This is a genomic window from Bacillus cereus (genome assembly GCF_025917685.1).
Taxonomy (GTDB): Bacteria; Bacillota; Bacilli; order Bacillales; family Bacillaceae_G; genus Bacillus_A; species Bacillus_A cereus_AT.
The window spans coordinates 4,646,551-4,665,000 of sequence record NZ_CP089518.1; the positions used below are offsets into that span (position 1 = coordinate 4,646,551).

The following is an 18,450-nucleotide window of genomic DNA, read 5'->3' on the forward strand; positions in this document are numbered from 1 at the left end:
TTATTCCATGAGACTTTTATACAATTTCTTGTACGCAAGAGCCGATTTCCCCCAGCTATAATCTTCAGTCATCGCTTGCTTTACAAGCCTATCCCATACCGGTTTATCTTGATAAAACTCAATTGCACGAAGAACCGTATGTAACATGTCATGTGCATTAAAGTTCGTAAAGCTAAAGCCATTTCCAATTCCAGTTTCTTCATCATAAGAATGTACAGTATCATTTAATCCACCTGTTTCTCTTACAATTGGAATCGTGCCATATGCTAGTGCAATAAGTTGTCCAAGGCCACACGGTTCAAACAGCGATGGCATTAAAAACAAATCGCTTCCCGCATATACTTGGTGCGCTAACTCTTCATTAAATCCGATATATACTTTTACCTTTTCTGGATATTCGTATGCCATCCATTCAAAGAACTGCTCGTATTCAGAATCGCCTGACCCTAAAATAATACATTGTACATCTTCTTCCATTATTTCGCGGAATACAGTACGTACTAGATCAAGCCCCTTTTGCTTCGTTAATCGTGTTACCATCGAAATAACTGGCGTATCTTCTTTTTCTGGCAAACCAAAATAACGCTGCAATGCACGTTTATTTTCATTCTTTCCATCTAATGACTCTGCACTATACTGAGCAGTAATATACGAATCTGTTTCTGGATTATATACGCTCGTATCAATTCCATTTACAATGCCACTAAGCTTATCGTTATTCTTTCGTAACAATCCATCTAACTTCTCACCGAAAAACTCATATTGAATCTCTTCTTTATATGTCGGGCTAACCGCTGTAATTTGGTCAGATGCGATAATACCGCCTTTCATAAAGTTCACGTTTCCATAAAACTCAAGCTGTTCACTATGAAAATATTCATGACCAAGCTCCAGTAAGTCGTACATCACTTCAGGAGGAAATACACCTTGGAACTGCAAGTTATGAATCGTATATACCGTTTTAATATGCTCATATAACGGGTTATCTTGATACTTTTCACGAAGCAAGAAATTAACCATAGCTGTATGCCAATCATGGCTATGAAGAACATCTACTTCGAAATCAAGATGCGGAATACACTCTAAAACTGCTTTTGAAAAATAAGAAAAACGCTCCCCATCATCATAATGACCATATAGAGAATCTCTCTTAAAATAATATTCATTATCTATTAAGTAATACGTAATCCCATCCTGCTCACCTTTTAAAATCCCGCAATATTGGTTTCTCCATCCAAGAGGGACGTTAATTACTTTATGTAGCGTACATCCTTCTCTTAGCTCTTTCGGGATAAGACTGTAGTTCGGAAGTATAATGCGAACATTTACTCCTAATTTTTTTAATTCTTTTGGGAGCGCTCCTGCTACATCAGCTAGACCTCCCGATTTCACAAACGGTACACATTCTGATACTGCAAATAAAATATTCACTTGTTGTCCCACTGCACGAAAAGTTTTTATTACTCCTCTTGCAGCTTCCTCCCTTCGAGTTTTCGTTTAAATTAAAACTTTAATCAGTGGAGGGTATCCCTCCACTGATTTTAAGAATAACTATTAATCGTACTGTTTTGTACGCTTCCTTTTTCTACAACATATGGCTCATCAGCACTTCCTTTTAACACTACGCCATCGCCAAGTTTCACATCTTTATCAATAATAACACCGTCTATTATACAATTATCTCCAATTTGGCTCTTTTGCATAATAATACTATTACGAACAATTGAACCCTTTCCAATTTTAACAGAACGGGAGACAACACTATTTTCCACTTCACCTTCAATAATACTGCCGTTTGCAATCATCGTATTTTTCACTACTGCACCCTTCATGTAACGAGTTGGTGGCTCATCTTTTACTTTCGTAAAGATTGGTGCTTCTTTCTTAAATAATTGCTTCCAAATAGAAGGTTGCAAAATTTCTAAGCTATGTTTATAGTAACTTTCAATCGAATCAATAATAGCTACATATCCTGTATGCTCGTACGTAGCGATATGTAGTGATTTTCCGCGCTTTTCTCTCACTACATCAAATAAACTGTATTGCTCCACATCTTTATATGTCTCAAATAAATCTAACAATAATTGTTTCTTTAACACATATGTTTGAAGCGAAATGCCTTCATGACAAACCTCGGTAATATCAGCTGACGTATGTATATGTCGCTCTAACACTGCTTGAAAATTTAATGCCGTTACGAGATGGCTATTCGTAATAACAACGTATTCTTCTCTGCTTCTTAGAAAATAATCAATATGCCTTCTAAAATGTGCAAAAGACCCAAACTCATCTTGGTCACATTGGCAATTTGGTGGGAATAAAAACAGTCCGTCTCGTTTTCTATCTAAATCCCACTGTTTCCCTGAACCTACATGATCCATTAAAGAACGATTTTTATGACTTGTAAAAACCGCTACGCTATGAATATTAGAATTCACCATATTTGAAAGCATGAAATCAATGAGTCGGTAACGGCCCCCAAACGGTAACGCCGCTAATGAACGATGCCCTGTTACTTTCTTTAAGGAAGGAAAACTTCCCGTTGCATTAATAATTCCTAACATTTTTTCTCCCATTCATTTCATCCCCCTTTTCTATTTCCCTTCAGCAATTAATACTACATCGTCAACATTTTTTTCTGGACGAATGATTGTTCCATCTTCAATAACCATTTCCGATCCAACGATCGCTCTTTCAATCACAACATTTTTTCCAATCTTTGCCCCTGGCATAACGACGGAATCAATAACCATACTACCTTCTTCCACCGTTACTCCTTGGAATAACACAGAATGCTTCACGTCCCCTTCAATGATGCATCCTTCATTAATAAGCGATTCTTCTACTTTTGCCTGTTCTGCAATATATTGAGGTGGCTCATTTGGATTCACAGAATAAATGCGCCAATTACGATCGTTCAAGTTCAACGATGTTTCATCACGAAGTAAATCCATATTCGCTTCCCATAAGCTTTTCACCGTTCCAACATCTTTCCAATATCCTTCAAACGGATACGCCATCAACTTTTTCCCTTCATCTAATAAAAGCGGAAGTACATCTTTTCCGAAATCATTACTAGATTCAGGATTTCTTGCATCCATTTCTAAATACTCTTTCAAAATTGCCCAGTTAAAAATATAGATTCCCATTGATGCAAGATTACTTCTTGGAAATTGCGGTTTCTCTTCAAACTCAACAATCTCCATCTCTTCATTTGTATTCATAATGCCAAAGCGACTCGCTTCATCCCAAGGCACTTCAATAACAGAAATTGAAACGTCCGCTTCTTTTTCAACATGGTAATCTAGCATTTTACTGTAATCCATTTTATAAATATGATCTCCTGATAAAATAAGGACATACTCTGGTTCATACTGACTTAAATAGTTTAAGTTTTGATAAATGGCACTTGCCGTACCTGTGTACCACTTCACACCTGAAGACTCCGCATAAGGAGGTAATACTGTGACTCCACCGTTTACTCGGTCTAAATCCCAAGCATTGCCGATTCCGATATAATTATGAAGTTCGAGTGGTTGATATTGTGTTAAAATCCCCACCGTTTCAATACCGGAGTTTGCGCAGTTACTTAACGTAAAATCAATAATGCGATATTTACCACCAAATGGAACAGCTGGCTTAGCTAAATTTTTTGTTAATGCACTTAAACGACTACCTTTTCCCCCTGCTAGTAACATTGCTACGCACTTTTGTTTTTGAGCCATCTTGTTTTTTGCTCCCCTTTCTCGTCTTCACTGGTCGTAATATGGATACGCCAAATGGTGGAATTGTAATTTCTACATGTGCTGCTTGATTATGATATGGCTCTAGAATCGTCTTGAGACGTTTCTTATTCACTTGCCCCGATCCGCCATATTGCTCAGCATCACTGTTTAAAATCTCGTTATAATACTCGAAATCTGGTACACCTACTTTATAGTTTTCATATGTAGCTTTCGTAAAATTACATACGACAACTAACGCATCTTCCTGCTTATCCCCTTGGCGGATAAACGAGAAAATACTTTGCTCTTTATTATTAGCATCAATCCACTGAAATCCTTCAGGCGAGTGATCTAACTGCCAAAGTGGTTTTGAGCGCTTATACAATGCTATGAGCTCTTTAAAGTAATCATGCATATTACGATGCATTTCAAAATCATGTAAATTCCAATCTAAATCTTCAAGATCTTTCCACTCATCAAATTGGCCAAATTCTCCACCCATAAAGAGTAATTTTTTACCTGGATGAGTAAAGAAATATCCATATAATAAACGAAGCTGAGCAAACTTATCCCAGTAATCTCCCGGCATTTTATTTAATAACGACTTTTTCCCATGAACGACTTCATCATGAGAAAGCGGCAATATGAAGTTTTCAGAGTGAGCATATAATAAAGAGAATGTCATTTTCTCATGAATGTATTTCCGGTACTCTGGTGCACATTCCATATATTTCAGCACGTCATTCATCCAACCCATATTCCATTTATAATTGAATCCAAGTCCACCCTCGTATGTTGGAGCTGTTACAAGCGGCCAAGCTGTTGAATCTTCTGCTGTCATAAGAAATTCTTCATCTTCTGCAAACACAGCTTCATTTAACTCTCGTAAGAAAGAAACAGCGTATTCATTGCTTTGCTCTTTTCCTTCTTTATTCCAGTACAGCATATTCGCAACTGCATCTACCCTGAAACCATCAATATGGAAATACCTCATCCAAAATAATGCATTTGAAATTAAGAAATTACGTACTTCTCTCTTCCCTAAATCAAAATTAACAGTTCCCCATACCAGGTTTTCTTGTACATCTATATCTTTATATTCATAAGTCGGTGTCCCATCAAACAAATATAAACCGTGAGCATCTTTACAAAAATGCCCCGGCACCCAATCTAAAATGACACCGATTCCATATTTATGACATTCATCGACAAAATACATCAAATCATGTGGCGTGCCGAATCTACTTGTCGCTGCATAATATCCTGTTCCTTGATATCCCCAAGAACGATCATATGGATGCTCAACAAGCGGCATAATTTCAATATGTGTAAATTGATGTTCCACCACATAAGGAATAAGCTCCTCGGCCATTTCTCTGTAAGAATACAGAGCGCCATCTTCTTTCTTTTTCCAAGAACCGAAATGTAATTCATAAACTGTCATCGCTTCTTTATAAATCGATTTTTTCTTTCTCTTACGAATCCAGTTTTTATCATTCCATTCATATCCCTCTATATCAAAAACTACAGATGCCGTATTTGGTCTTACTTCTGCATATACTGCGTAAGGATCTGCTTTTAAAATAACGGCACCGTCCATCGTTTCAATCGCATACTTGTATATCTCATTCTCTGCAATATGCGGTACAAACAAGGACCAAATCCCATCTTCTGTCACTTGTAGCATCTTATGTTGCTCATAATCCCATTCATTAAAATCTCCAACAACACTCATTGCTTTCGCATGAGGAGCCCATACTGTGAATCGTACACCTCGCATGCCATCTTCCGTCACAATATGTGCCCCAAAGATGTTATAACTGTCATAGTACTTTTCTGTATGAAACTCATCTCGTTTCACTTCTTCACAATTTATTACATCCAATATGTTCACCTCACTAAGATGACAGAAATTTTTTACTCTTTATCATTTCTGCGAAAAACTGAAATATCCTTGTTATTTTTTTAAAAATATACGTATTTTTCTTAAATTTGGCTTAAAATATTCATATTTACCATATAAAATATCGAATTTTGACGAATATTCATTGCAAACGCTTCATTTCCTCTTACTATTTCTCGCCTTTCATTGTTGCTCAATATTTATTTTATTAGTTTCTCCCTGTTTTTCACGCTATTTTCCACATAAATTACAACCAAAATAATCTGTCATAAAATAACGTTTCTCAACATTTTTTGTCACAAAGTTTCTTGAAATGTAAAATTCATAAGCATATACTTGTTCTCAATAAAGAACATCGAACTTTCGTAAATATAATTCATACTAGAATACTGTGTTTACTTTGCGAAAGTTTAATAAAAAATCAAACTAGGGGGCTTTCTTATGTCATTGAAACAAAAAGTAGGAATGGGAGTTGTCACCGCTTCCCTTGGCTTATCACTTACATTTGGTGGTGTATTCGCCTATTTCAGCGACTCCGAAACATCGAGTAATTCATTTCAAGCTGGTACGTTAGACCTTTCTATTAACCCAAGTGTAATTGTTAATGTGAAAGATTTAAAACCAGGCGATTTTATTGAAAGAAATTTCAAGCTTGAAAACAAAGGAACATTGGATATTGCAAAAGTAGCACTTGAAACATCCTATGAAGTTACAGATGCAAAGAAAAATAATGATGGTGAAGATTTAGGTGATCACATTATCGTCAAATTTTTAGTGAATGATGGAAAGCCATCTAATCCAAACGATGATCATGAAATTTTGTGGGAAACAAAACTATCCGAATTAAAAACTATGAAACCTGAAGATGTCGCTACTTCTCTAGAACGTCATAATTTAATAGACGGTATTAAATCTGGTGAAACGGATTACTTACACGTTCTCTTCTCATTTGAAGACAACGACCAAGATCAAAATAAATTCCAGGGTGATTCCTTACAGCTAAACTGGACATTCCATGCAGAGCAAACACCAGGCGTGGAGAAATAATTTTTAAAATACAAATTACCGGAGGCCTATAAATGAAAAAGAAAAATCGTATTGTTACGGGAATTGTAACGGCTGGCGTTCTATTTTCAACTGCCCTTCCGTTCAATGTACTTGCTGAAAATCCTATTAACCAAATTGACTCATCAAACGCTCAGTCTTTACTATCAAAGCTCTCTAAAGAACAGCGTCAAGCATTACAAACGTTAGATGCCAATCCTGCTTTTACGATTTCGCCAGATATTAATACGAGTAGTTCTGAGCCCGTAAATATTATTGTAGAATTTCAAACTGCTCCAGTAAAGATTAATGAATTAAAACAAAAAGAAAAAGGGCTACAAGCTGCCCCTGAAAATATAAAAGCACGTATTGATCAAGAGCATGAGGAATTCCAAAAAGGATTAAAACGTCTTCATCAATTCAGCCCATCAGTAAAATCAGGCAATTTTCAGTCTGTACAAATTAAACGTTCTTATAAGCATGCGATAAATGGCGTTGCTATGACATTACCAGCTAATACAGTTGAAGAATTGTTACGGATTGGTGTTGTAAAACGTATTTGGAAAGATTACGAAGTGAAATTAAATTTACCGAAACAAGCGGAGCAGAAAGCACCTCAAAAACTAACAGATAGCATCCCGCAAATTGGAGTAGATAAGTTACATAGCGAAGGCATTACTGGAAAAGGAATTAAAGTTGGTGTATTAGACACAGGTATTGATTACAATCACCCTGACTTAAAGGACGTGTATAAAGGTTACCGTGCAAAACCCGGCGAAGATTCTAGTAAGATAGATCCAAACTCCGTAAAAGGTTGGGACTTTATTAATAATGATGCAGATCCGATGGAGACTACTTATTCAGAATGGCAACAATCTGGTGCTCCTGAATTTGATGATCGTGGTTCTTCCTTCTACACCGCTCATGGTACTCACGTAGCAGGTATCGTTTCTGCTCAAAAGAAAAGCAAATCAGATTCAGCAGTAAAAGGTGTTGCACCTGACATTGAACTGTATAACTATCGTGTGCTAGGCCCGTACGGAAGTGGAGCTAGTTCAGGTATTATTGCTGCAATTGATAAATCTATTTCTGACGGTATGAACGTTATTAACTTATCGTTAGGTGACGATAGCAATAATCCACTTGATCCAACGTCTATAGCTGTCAATAACGCGATGCTTTCCGGTGTTGTTACAGTCGTTGCTGCTGGGAACTCTGGTCCAAATCCAGCGACACTCGGATCACCAGGTGCTTCTCCCTTTGCTATTACAGTTGGAGCAAGTGACAGCTCTATTTCCTTACCGAAACTATCAGGTCATGCTGGACAATTACAATTCCCTAACCTAATTTTATTCGGAAAAAACTTCACTGATAAAATAGAGGATTTCAAAGGACAATCTTTACCTATTGAATCTGTAGGAATCGGTACTCCTGACGAGTTTAGTAAAAAAGATGTAAAAGGAAAAATCGCTCTCGTTGCACGTGGTACACTCTCATTTGATGAAAAAATTGCTAACGCAAAACAAGCAGGTGCAAAGGCCGTTATTATTTATAACAATGTGGATGGAGAAATTCCTTTCTACGTTGGCGAAAGCACAAAATACATTCCAGCATTCCGCCTAACGAAAGAAGACGGGGAAAAACTAAAAGCTCAAATCGAACAAGGTAACACATCCTTTACTTTTGACGAACTTAGTTACGTTCAAACAGAAGGCGATCATCTTGCAGACTTTAGCTCACGCGGCCCTGTTACATCAAATGATGATATTAAACCTGATATTACAGCGCCTGGTGTTGCTGTACTTTCAACAGTTCCTGAATATATTAACGACCCACAAGAGGGCGAAAACTACGATGTTTCCTATGAACGTATGCAAGGAACATCCATGGCATCTCCTCATATCGCTGGCGTTGCTGCTCTTATTTTACAAGAACACCCAGAATACTCTCCATTCGATGTAAAAGCGTCTCTTATGAACACTGCTGACGATTTAAAAGAAAAATATTCCGTATATGAAGTTGGAGCTGGGCGAGTAGATGCGTACAACGCTGTTCATACGGAAACAAGTTTTAAAGTGTTAGATACAACAAAAACAGTTGTGAATGATGAAGTAATTGAAGTACCAGAAGAAACTGGTTCTATTGCATTCGGTAAATTTTATCAAAAAGACGGCGAAGCTCTTGAACAAAAACGAAATATAAAAGTGGAAAACCATAATAAACAAGAGAAAAAAGAATTTAAAACAGAAATTTCTTATACACCAGCATCTTCTATTAACGACGCTACAGCAAACGGTGTAAAAGTTTCTGTTCCAGAAACAATTACTCTTGATTCTGGTAAATCAGATGAAATTGAAGCAAAAATTAATGTTCCAGCTGGCGTGAAGCAAGGCCGATATGAAGGATATATTCATATTACAAATACGAAAAATAAAGAAGAAACGTATCAAATTCCGTTCTCTATTCGTGTTTCAGAACCTGGTATTGAAAATGCCATATTATCAAGAAAAGCAATTTCAACTGATACATCTAAATTTAATCCATATGGTGAGTCATATGTTCACGGGGCATTCCAATTAAACAGTGAACTTGAAACGTTAGATCTTATCGTTAAAGATTCGAAAACAAGTAAAGCTCTCGGTTTCCTTGGGACATTAAACACGAGTGGACTAAAAACTGATGTGTATTACTACTTAGATTCATTCTTTAACGGAAAAGTGTATCCTTTCACAAATGATCCGGCGAAACCAATTGGTGATGAGAAAATCAACTTACCAGAAGGAGATTACACAATTGAATTTGTTGGCTATGATAAAGCCGGGAAGGCACGTGTGAAAGGTGATTATGTCGTAATTGATAATACACCGCCAGAAGTGAAATTAACTGGATTAAAACCTGGTATTTATGAATTAAATGAAGAAAACTATACAGTAGAAGACGGTAAAAAGGCATTATGGATTAAAGGAAATGTGTATGATTCAAACGTTGACTACTTAAAAGGAAAAGGGTTAAACATTACGCAAGAAGCGAACGGGGTTATGTACTATGACTATTCCCCATACTTGCATAAGTTTTTACCTATTAATGAAAATGGTGACTTTAAAGTTGGCATTACTCCTGAATCCTTTAAAGTGGAAGGCCCAATGAACACAGGCGTATATATTTTCGATTATGCAACTGCAGGCCCCGACTATCCAAGCGGTGTAAATAACTATTGGTTTATCCCGCAAGGAGCTCAATATGCGAAAACTAGTTATGATAAAAAAGAAGTATATAAAGATGATGAATTCACTGTGACGCTAAACGCCAAACATGTGAAACAATTCATCTCTGGAGAATTTAACGTCAAATTCCTAGAGAAGAACTTCAAATTTGCAAATGCGAAATTCAATCCTGCTTTTGAAAAACTCCTTTCCGAAAAAGGTGTAACAGCAAAAGTAAATGAGCCGAAACTAGAATCAGGCTCTGTTACAGTCGGCGGCGCTATCGATGACAAAAACTTCGCTGGATTAGATGGTGATTTCCCGTTCATTGATGTAACTTTTAAAGTCGAAAATGATGAGTTTTATGAAGCAAATGCTCAGTTAGATTCATCAGTGTTTGCTTACTGGAAACAAGGAGAAACAGAGCCAAATAGAATGCGTGTCCTTCAAGATCAAACATTCTCAGTTATGTCACTCAATTCACTCGTGGAAGGAAATATTAAACCTGGCGCATTCGTAAATGAACGTGGATATTTAGATGAAAAGTTCGATTATACGAAACTTGGCGTAAAAGTATATGCAACTGATTCTTACCGTCATAAGTTTGAAGGCTCACTAGATAAATACGGATACTTTAAATTAAATGGACTTCCTGTTAATAAACGTGACTATAACTTATACGTAGAAGTCCCAGGGCATTTAACAAGCCGCCTAACAACGAAATTAGGTACTGAAAAAGATGGTAAGCTGCTTGGCCAATATTATTATGCACGACCTGATGAAAATCTTGCAGGTGATGTAAATGGAGATAAGGTAATTGATATTAAAGATGCTGAAATTATCGCGAGCAACTATGGTAAAAAAGGAGTATCTGTAAAAGACGGCGATCTTAACAAAGATGGTATTGTCGACGAAAAAGATATTCGTTTCGTTGAAAAGAACTTCTTGAAGAAAGGGCCAGATGCAGCTAAATCACAAACGCCTGTTGAAAAATCAAAAAGCGGTACTCTTGCAGATATTTTAAAGAAATTAGGATTAACGCCTAAAAAATAATAAAGTGAAACTTTAATCAGTGGGGGTTTTGTTCATCCCCCCACTGATTATTAGCCTTCACGAATCGGGCTGCCCGGCAAATAGCGGGATAATAAAGAGCACTCTATATAAAATAGAGTGCTCTTTTCTATAAACGACCCTTATCCAGCAATAGGGGTATATTGGGGATATACAAGGGAAACCGGAAAAGGAATTTATATTAAATTATATAAAAACTCAGAGGTAGGAAGCAGTTTCCCGCCTCTGAATTATTTAGCAATTATTATAGTACTGGTGCCATTGTTTCTTTTAATACTTTTACAGAATGAGCGAACTTCACTTTTTCTTCTTCGTTTAATTCAAGTTCTACGATTTCACGTACACCTTCGCGGTTAATAACAGCTGGAACACCTACGTAAGCATCTTTCTCACCATATTGACCTTCAAGGTATGCAGATACAGTTAATACGCTGTTCTCGTTGCTTAAGATTGCTTTAGTTACACGAAGTAGTGACATACCGATTCCGTAGTAAGTTGCGCCTTTACGCTCGATGATATGGTAAGCTGCATCACGTACATTTTCAAAGATTTTATCTAAATCTTCTTGGTTATACTGTTCGTTGTTCGCTAAGATTGTTTCTAGTTTTTGTACACCTACAGTAGCGTGGCTCCATACTGGAAGTTCAGTGTCACCGTGCTCACCAACGATGTAAGCATGAACGTTACGTGGATCTACATCTAAGTAGTCACCTAACATGTAACGGAAACGAGCAGAGTCTAAAGTAGTACCAGAACCAATTACACGCTCTTTTGGTAAGCCAGATTCTTTCCAAGTTACGTAAGTTAAAATATCAACTGGGTTTGTTGCGATTAAGAAGATTCCATCGAATCCGCTATCCATAATACCGCGAACGATTTGTTTAAAGATCTTTGTATTTTTCTCAACTAAGTCTAAACGAGTTTCGCCTGGCTTTTGTGGTAATCCAGCAGTGATAACAACTAGATCTGCATCTTTACAATCTGCATAGCTACCGCTCCAAACTTTTGTTGCTGCTGGAGAGAATGGTACCGCATGACTTAAGTCCATTGCTTCTCCTTCTGCTTTTGCTTCATTAACATCTACTAATACGAATTCTTCAGCTACACCTTGGTTGATCATTGAGTAGGCATAACTACAACCTACAGCTCCTGTTCCTACTAATACTACGCGATTGATACCTTTTTTCATGTTAATTTCCCCTTTCAATTGTTTACATCTATTTTTTATTATTGTTTAAGTAATTAATTAAAATACTAATTTAATGTTGTTTAACTTCTTTACATTCATATTGTAGCATGGATTATTGTGAAAAAGTTCACAAATTATGACCTATTTGTGAACTTTTTCACATAGATTGTAAAGTTATCGTGGCAGGTGTGGAATCAATACCAATTTAGGTATTTCGCTTAGATTGTGAACGGGTTTTTCTTATTTTTTTATCGGCAAGTGAAATTATATCGGCGATTTTCTGAATATATCGACTTACCGACAAAACTCGACAATGATAACACCATAAAAAATCTGCCTCCAATAGATCCCCTATTGAAAGACAGCTTCTTCTATATTATCTATTTTCCGCAGTAGCCCCTAATACAGCAGCTTTTACGTAATTTTGATTTTTTAATTTTTGTAAATCCGCAGCCATTCCTGTCACAACAACACCAATAACTTTTACATCTTCCTCACTTGGTTTTGTTTTCTTCCCTTTCAGGTAGTCATATATACGTTTATATTCCTCATAATACTTTCCCTTTTGATCTAAACCGTTTTGAATTGCTAAAAGAAAATCTTTTTCCTTTCCATTACCAAATTCAATATCACCTGACTTTGCTTTAAAACCGTACACCTCATAAGCACTTTCAGTGACGTCATCTAAATGATATGATTTTTTATCATAATATGTGTCCACCCAATACCAAACAGGATGCACTCCTTCTGGCAACATCTTTTTTATTTCAGACACTTTATATGGTTTATCAAAAGATATAGCCAATTCAGCTACCTTATTTTCACCATTAACTTTCTCTATATCATTTATATAACTATTATATGAAGCAAATGGTAGATAAAACTGCATTTCTCTTTCCATCGTTTGATTGTTATACAATTCACTTGCCCTATTAATACGCCCATTACCCATTACAACATTATCTGATATTGTTAACGGGTTTACATTCGATAATCGACGAAATGTACTCCAAACTTTATACTCATACACTTCATCCTCCCACTTAACAGGTTTCCCTTCAATAACTTTATACGTTTTATACTCTACTGTACTTTTAAATAAACCGTTAGAAGTAATTGCTACACCTCTTTCCGTATTAGGCCTTGTAATTTGTCTAATCATATTTAAATCACGATCCATCGCTAAGTAAGCTCTATTGTTCAATTGTGAAATTCCTATTATACAACCAATGAATAAAACAATAAAAAGTAAAGTAGAAATTAATATTATTTTAAATAATTGTCTTCTCTTCGCCTTTTTCAACATCATTGAGACTTTACTCGATTCTATATCAAAATCAAATTCATCTCTGCCCATCTTCAAACCTCCTATAAAGCTTTTTAAACTCATTGCGAGCCCTATACAATGAAATACGCACTGTCTCTTCTTTCATCTCTAATACGGTTGCTATTTCCTTATATGAGAGTTCATAGTCATACTTTAATAAAAGAATATGTTTATATGCTGGATTCATCTTTCCAAGTATGCTTTGTATTTCTACTTGAAGCTCTTTTCTTAAAATCGGTTCATCTAATCCTTTTGATCCAATTAATTGAACAGATTCAATCGGGATCTCTTCAATACGCTTTTGCCTTCTTGCTAAATCACGGTGCCTATTAATCGCAACTTGAAATAACCATGTTTTTATATAAGTAATTTTTATGTTCGGTATAGATAATAATGCTTTATGTATCGTATCTTGAACGATATCCTCTGCTTCTGCTGGTGTTACTCCAATTTTAAGCAAATACCTATAAATACTTTTTGATGTTTCTATAATGACCTTTTCATACTCCATCGCTCTCTCCTTTCTATTAGTTAGACGATTCAAATAGAAAAAAGTATACAAAAAATCTATAAAAAAAAGCGGACTATCCAAAGTCCACTTTTACACAACAAAAAAGAGATAGCAGATTATGCTATCTCTTTTAGTATGACCCGTACGGGATTCGAACCCGTGTTACCGCCGTGAAAGGGCGGTGTCTTAACCACTTGACCAACGGGCCAGTTCTGGCAGAGAAGAAGGGATTCGAACCCTCGCACCGCGTTCGCGATCTACTCCCTTAGCAGGGGAGCCCCTTGAGCCACTTGGGTACTTCTCTATAATATGGCTCCGCAGGTAGGACTCGAACCTACGACCGATCGGTTAACAGCCGATAGCTCTACCACTGAGCTACTGCGGAATAATTATGGTGGGCCTAAATGGACTCGAACCATCGACCTCACGCTTATCAGGCGTGCGCTCTAACCAGCTGAGCTATAGGCCCATATACTTTACAGGGGCAGTAGGAATCGAACCCACACTGGAGGTTTTGGAGACCTCAGTTCTACCTTTAAACTATGCCCCTAAATGATGCCGGCTAGAGGACTTGAACCCCCAACCTACTGATTACAAGTCAGTTGCTCTACCAATTGAGCTAAGCCGGCTTGCGACTTCAAAATGGTGGCTCGGGACGGAATCGAACCGCCGACACGAGGATTTTCAGTCCTCTGCTCTACCGACTGAGCTACCGAGCCTTAATAAAATGGCGGTCCCGACCGGGGTCGAACCGGCGATCTCCTGCGTGACAGGCAGGCATGTTAACCACTACACCACGGGACCATTTGGTTGCGGGGACAGGATTTGAACCTGCGACCTTCGGGTTATGAGCCCGACGAGCTACCGTGCTGCTCCACCCCGCGATGATATAATATTAAATTTAGAAAAAATGGAGGAGGTAGAGGGATTCGAACCCCCGCGCGACTCTCGCCGCCTGTCGGTTTTCAAGACCGATCCCTTCAGCCGAACTTGGGTATACCTCCGAGATATAAACTTCTAATGGTGGACCTTGTAGGACTCGAACCTACGACCGGACGGTTATGAGCCGTCTGCTCTAACCAGCTGAGCTAAAGGTCCTTTATGGTAGCGGCGGAGGGGATCGAACCCCCGACCTCACGGGTATGAACCGTACGCTCTAGCCAGCTGAGCTACACCGCCATAAATAATATTCAAATAAGTGGAGCCTAGCGGGATCGAACCGCTGACCTCCTGCGTGCAAGGCAGGCGCTCTCCCAGCTGAGCTAAGGCCCCATGTTTTTTGGAATATCGGGAAGACAGGATTTGAACCTGCGACCCCCTGGTCCCAAACCAGGTGCTCTACCAAGCTGAGCCACTTCCCGTTAATAAAAGCGCGCCCGAGAGGAGTCGAACCCCTAACCTCTTGATCCGTAGTCAAACGCTCTATCCAATTGAGCTACGGGCGCTTATTCATGATTTTTTTTCTTCGTTGTCTTTTGGCGACTCAATTATCTTATCATACTACATTTTCAAATGCAAGTACTTTTTTTAAAAAGATTTTTGATGCGGCCGAGAGGACTTGAACCTCCACGGGGTTTCCCCCACTAGGCCCTCAACCTAGCGCGTCTGCCGTTCCGCCACGACCGCGCGGAAAAAACAAAAGTGAGCCATGAAGGATTCGAACCTTCGACCCTCTGATTAAAAGTCAGATGCTCTACCAACTGAGCTAATGGCTCGTAAATGGCTGGGCTAGCTGGATTCGAACCAGCGCATGACGGAGTCAAAGTCCGTTGCCTTACCGCTTGGCTATAGCCCATCGATTTCTTACTTAATTATATGTAAGTATCAATTAGATTATTTGTAATTTTTAAAATAAAAATGGGGCGACTGATGGGAATCGAACCCACGAATGCCGGAGCCACAATCCGGTGCGTTAACCACTTCGCCACAACCGCCATGATTTTCTGGTGCCGACTAGAGGACTTGAACCCCCAACCTACTGATTACAAGTCAGTTGCTCTACCAATTGAGCTAAGTCGGCAAAAATGGTGGAGGATGACGGGATCGAACCGCCGACCCCCTGCTTGTAAGGCAGGTGCTCTCCCAGCTGAGCTAATCCTCCATTTGCCTGGCAACGTCCTACTCTCACAGGGACAAGGTCCCAACTACCATCGGCGCTAGAGAGCTTAACTTCCGTGTTCGGTATGGGAACGGGTGTGACCTCTCTGCCATCATTACCAGACTGTATTCATTTAAGACAAGAATTATTGTAACTCATTCACTTTTAAAAGTCAACAAGTTTTTTATATTCTTTCAAAACTAGATAACATTGCTTCATATTATATGGTTAAGTCCTCGATCTATTAGTATTCGTCAGCTCCACATGTCACCATGCTTCCACCTCGAACCTATCAACCTGATCATCTTTCAGGGATCTTACTAGCTTACGCTATGGGAAATCTCATCTTGAGGGGGGCTTCATGCTTAGATGCTTTCAGCACTTATCCCTTCCGCACATAGCTACCCAGCTATGCCCTTGGCAGAACAACTGGTACACCAGCGGTGCGTCCATCCCGGTCCTCTCGTACTAAGGACAGCTCCTCTCAAATTTCCTACGCCCACGACGGATAGGGACCGAACTGTCTCACGACGTTCTGAACCCAGCTCGCGTACCGCTTTAATGGGCGAACAGCCCAACCCTTGGGACCGACTACAGCCCCAGGATGCGATGAGCCGACATCGAGGTGCCAAACCTCCCCGTCGATGTGGACTCTTGGGGGAGATAAGCCTGTTATCCCCGGGGTAGCTTTTATCCGTTGAGCGATGGCCCTTCCATGCGGAACCACCGGATCACTAAGCCCGACTTTCGTCCCTGCTCGACTTGTAGGTCTCGCAGTCAAGCTCCCTTATGCCTTTGCACTCTACGAATGATTTCCAACCATTCTGAGGGAACCTTTGGGCGCCTCCGTTACACTTTAGGAGGCGACCGCCCCAGTCAAACTGCCCACCTGACACTGTCTCCCGGGTCGATAAGACCCGTAGGTTAGAATTTCAATACAGTCAGGGCGGTATCCCACCAGCGCCTCCACCGAAGCTAGCGCTCCGGTTTCAATGGCTCCCGCCTATCCTGTACAAACTGTACCAAAATTCAATATCAGGCTACAGTAAAGCTCCACGGGGTCTTTCCGTCCTGTCGCGGGTAACCTGCATCTTCACAGGTACTATAATTTCACCGAGTCTCTGGTTGAGACAGTGCCCAAATCGTTACACCTTTCGTGCGGGTCGGAACTTACCCGACAAGGAATTTCGCTACCTTAGGACCGTTATAGTTACGGCCGCCGTTTACTGGGGCTTCAGTTCAGAGCTTCGCTTACGCTAACCCCTCTCCTTAACCTTCCAGCACCGGGCAGGTGTCAGCCCCTATACTTCGCCTTACGGCTTCGCAGAGACCTGTGTTTTTGCTAAACAGTCGCTTGGGCCTATTCACTGCGGCTTTCCGTTAAGAAAGCACCCCTTCTCCCGAAGTTACGGGGTCATTTTGCCGAGTTCCTTAACCAGAGTTCTCTCGCACACCTTAGGATTCTCTCCTCGCCTACCTGTGTCGGTTTGCGGTACAGGCACCTTTTATCTCGCTAGAAGCTTTTCTTGGCAGCGGGGAATCAAAGACTTCGCTCCATAAGGAGCTTCCCCATCACAGCTCAGCCTTCACGATAAGCGGATTTGCCTACTTATCAGCCTAACTGCTTGGACGTGCACAACCAATCGCACGCTTCTTCTATCCTTCTGCGTCCCTCCATTGCTCAAACGATAAAGAGGTGGTACAGGAATATCAACCTGTTGTCCATCGCCTACGCCTGTCGGCCTCGGCTTAGGTCCTGACTAACCCTGAGCGGACGAGCCTTCCTCAGGAAACCTTAGGCATTCGGTGGACGGGATTCTCACCCGTCTTTCGCTACTCATACCGGCATTCTCACTTCTAAGCGCTCCACCAGTCCTTCCGGTCTGACTTCACTGCACTTAGAACGCTCCCCTACCACTGATACCATTGGTATCAATTCGCAGCTTCGGTGGTGTATTTAGCCCCGGTACATTTTCGGCGCAGAGTCACTCGACTAGTGAGCTATTACGCACTCTTTAAATGGTGGCTGCTTCTAAGCCAACATCCTAGTTGTCTAAGCAACTCCACATCCTTTTCCACTTAATACACACTTTGGGACCTTAGCTGGCGATCTGGGCTGTTTCCCTCTTGACTACGGATCTTATCACTCGCAGTCTGACTCCTAAGGATAAGTCATTGGCATTCGGAGTTTGACTGAATTCGGTAATCCGATGAGGACCCCTAGTTCAATCAGTGCTCTACCTCCAAGACTCTTACACTTAAGGCTAGCCCTAAAGCTATTTCGGGGAGAACCAGCTATCTCCAGGTTCGATTGGAATTTCTCCGCTACCCACACCTCATCCCCGCACTTTTCAACGTGCGTGGGTTCGGGCCTCCATT

General features: G+C 39.7%; 9 protein-coding genes, 21 tRNA genes and 2 rRNA genes (1 of these 32 only partly in view). 2 read left to right on the top strand and 30 right to left on the bottom strand.

All coding sequences use genetic code 11. The annotated features are described in order from the left end of the window. The 4 genes from glgA to glgB form a co-directional block, all read right to left on the bottom strand. The gene (glgA, locus tag LUS72_RS24205) at positions 1–1,431 is read right to left on the bottom strand and encodes a glycogen synthase GlgA (RefSeq protein ID WP_097829626.1); all 1,431 of its coding nucleotides are present in this window, start codon (positions 1,429–1,431) and stop codon (positions 1–3) included. Positions 1,432–1,541: 110 nt separating this feature from the next. Next, positions 1,542–2,576 (bottom strand): glucose-1-phosphate adenylyltransferase subunit GlgD, encoded by a 1,035-nt coding sequence (gene glgD, locus LUS72_RS24210; RefSeq protein WP_097829511.1) that lies wholly within the window; start codon positions 2,574–2,576, stop codon positions 1,542–1,544. An 18-nt stretch (positions 2,577–2,594) separates the two neighbouring features. Further along, positions 2,595–3,725, bottom strand: a complete 1,131-nt coding sequence (glgC, locus tag LUS72_RS24215) for a glucose-1-phosphate adenylyltransferase (RefSeq protein WP_050000918.1) — start codon at positions 3,723–3,725, stop codon at positions 2,595–2,597. Continuing rightward, positions 3,673–5,610: a 1,4-alpha-glucan branching protein GlgB gene (gene glgB, locus LUS72_RS24220; protein ID WP_264448376.1), complete on the bottom strand. Its 1,938-nt coding sequence runs from the start codon at positions 5,608–5,610 to the stop codon at positions 3,673–3,675. The genes glgC and glgB overlap by 53 nt, the downstream gene beginning before the upstream one ends. Positions 5,611–6,069: 459 nt before the next feature. Here glgB and LUS72_RS24225 point away from each other — a divergent pair, with 459 nt between their 5' ends. Together LUS72_RS24225 and LUS72_RS24230 are read left to right on the top strand one after the other, a co-directional pair. Beyond that, positions 6,070–6,675, top strand: coding sequence for a CalY family protein (locus tag LUS72_RS24225; RefSeq protein ID WP_097829509.1), 606 nt, complete (start codon positions 6,070–6,072; stop codon positions 6,673–6,675). Between the two features lie 32 nt (positions 6,676–6,707). Next, positions 6,708–10,928: a S8 family serine peptidase gene (locus tag LUS72_RS24230; protein ID WP_264448377.1), complete on the top strand. Its 4,221-nt coding sequence runs from the start codon at positions 6,708–6,710 to the stop codon at positions 10,926–10,928. Positions 10,929–11,190: 262 nt separating this feature from the next. Here LUS72_RS24230 and LUS72_RS24235 read toward each other — a convergent pair whose 3' ends face one another. The 26 genes from LUS72_RS24235 to LUS72_RS24360 form a co-directional block, all read right to left on the bottom strand. Beyond that, positions 11,191–12,135, bottom strand: coding sequence for an L-lactate dehydrogenase (locus LUS72_RS24235; RefSeq protein ID WP_000715333.1), 945 nt, complete (start codon positions 12,133–12,135; stop codon positions 11,191–11,193). Positions 12,136–12,511: 376 nt separating this feature from the next. After that, complete coding sequence (locus tag LUS72_RS24240) at positions 12,512–13,492, bottom strand: anti-sigma factor (protein WP_264448378.1); 981 nt, start codon at positions 13,490–13,492, stop codon at positions 12,512–12,514. After that, complete coding sequence (locus LUS72_RS24245; protein ID WP_264448379.1) at positions 13,479–13,973, bottom strand: RNA polymerase sigma factor; 495 nt, start codon at positions 13,971–13,973, stop codon at positions 13,479–13,481. The genes LUS72_RS24240 and LUS72_RS24245 overlap by 14 nt, the downstream gene beginning before the upstream one ends. Before the next feature lie 136 nt (positions 13,974–14,109). Continuing rightward, a tRNA-Glu gene (locus LUS72_RS24250) sits at positions 14,110–14,181 on the bottom strand. Positions 14,182–14,186: 5 nt separating this feature from the next. After that, a tRNA-Ser gene (locus LUS72_RS24255) sits at positions 14,187–14,277 on the bottom strand. Between the two features lie 6 nt (positions 14,278–14,283). Further along, positions 14,284–14,358 (bottom strand) — tRNA-Asn (locus tag LUS72_RS24260). Between the two features lie 7 nt (positions 14,359–14,365). After that, a tRNA-Ile gene (locus LUS72_RS24265) sits at positions 14,366–14,442 on the bottom strand. A 10-nt stretch (positions 14,443–14,452) separates the two neighbouring features. Further along, positions 14,453–14,523: transfer RNA gene (locus tag LUS72_RS24270), tRNA-Trp, on the bottom strand. Positions 14,524–14,529: 6 nt separating this feature from the next. Further along, positions 14,530–14,602: transfer RNA gene (locus tag LUS72_RS24275), tRNA-Thr, on the bottom strand. A gap of 14 nt (positions 14,603–14,616) precedes the next feature. Beyond that, a tRNA-Phe gene (locus tag LUS72_RS24280) sits at positions 14,617–14,692 on the bottom strand. 9 nt (positions 14,693–14,701) lie between these two features. Next, positions 14,702–14,777, bottom strand: a tRNA-Asp gene (locus LUS72_RS24285). A 3-nt stretch (positions 14,778–14,780) separates the two neighbouring features. Then, positions 14,781–14,857: transfer RNA gene (locus LUS72_RS24290), tRNA-Met, on the bottom strand. Between the two features lie 27 nt (positions 14,858–14,884). Further along, a tRNA-Ser gene (locus LUS72_RS24295) sits at positions 14,885–14,977 on the bottom strand. 17 nt (positions 14,978–14,994) lie between these two features. Further along, positions 14,995–15,071 (bottom strand) — tRNA-Ile (locus tag LUS72_RS24300). Between the two features lie 4 nt (positions 15,072–15,075). Next, positions 15,076–15,152, bottom strand: a tRNA-Met gene (locus tag LUS72_RS24305). A gap of 20 nt (positions 15,153–15,172) precedes the next feature. Continuing rightward, positions 15,173–15,245: transfer RNA gene (locus tag LUS72_RS24310), tRNA-Ala, on the bottom strand. Positions 15,246–15,260: 15 nt separating this feature from the next. Continuing rightward, positions 15,261–15,334, bottom strand: a tRNA-Pro gene (locus LUS72_RS24315). Between the two features lie 10 nt (positions 15,335–15,344). After that, positions 15,345–15,418: transfer RNA gene (locus tag LUS72_RS24320), tRNA-Arg, on the bottom strand. Positions 15,419–15,516: 98 nt separating this feature from the next. Further along, positions 15,517–15,599, bottom strand: a tRNA-Leu gene (locus LUS72_RS24325). A gap of 16 nt (positions 15,600–15,615) precedes the next feature. Continuing rightward, positions 15,616–15,688: transfer RNA gene (locus LUS72_RS24330), tRNA-Lys, on the bottom strand. A gap of 5 nt (positions 15,689–15,693) precedes the next feature. Beyond that, a tRNA-Gln gene (locus tag LUS72_RS24335) sits at positions 15,694–15,768 on the bottom strand. A 63-nt stretch (positions 15,769–15,831) separates the two neighbouring features. Continuing rightward, positions 15,832–15,907: transfer RNA gene (locus tag LUS72_RS24340), tRNA-His, on the bottom strand. A gap of 10 nt (positions 15,908–15,917) precedes the next feature. Further along, positions 15,918–15,993 (bottom strand) — tRNA-Thr (locus tag LUS72_RS24345). A gap of 5 nt (positions 15,994–15,998) precedes the next feature. Then, a tRNA-Val gene (locus LUS72_RS24350) sits at positions 15,999–16,074 on the bottom strand. Between the two features lie 4 nt (positions 16,075–16,078). Continuing rightward, positions 16,079–16,194: ribosomal RNA gene (rrf, locus tag LUS72_RS24355) — 5S ribosomal RNA — on the bottom strand. A 101-nt stretch (positions 16,195–16,295) separates the two neighbouring features. Further along, positions 16,296–18,450, bottom strand: a 23S ribosomal RNA gene (locus LUS72_RS24360) (it continues 767 nt past the right edge of the window).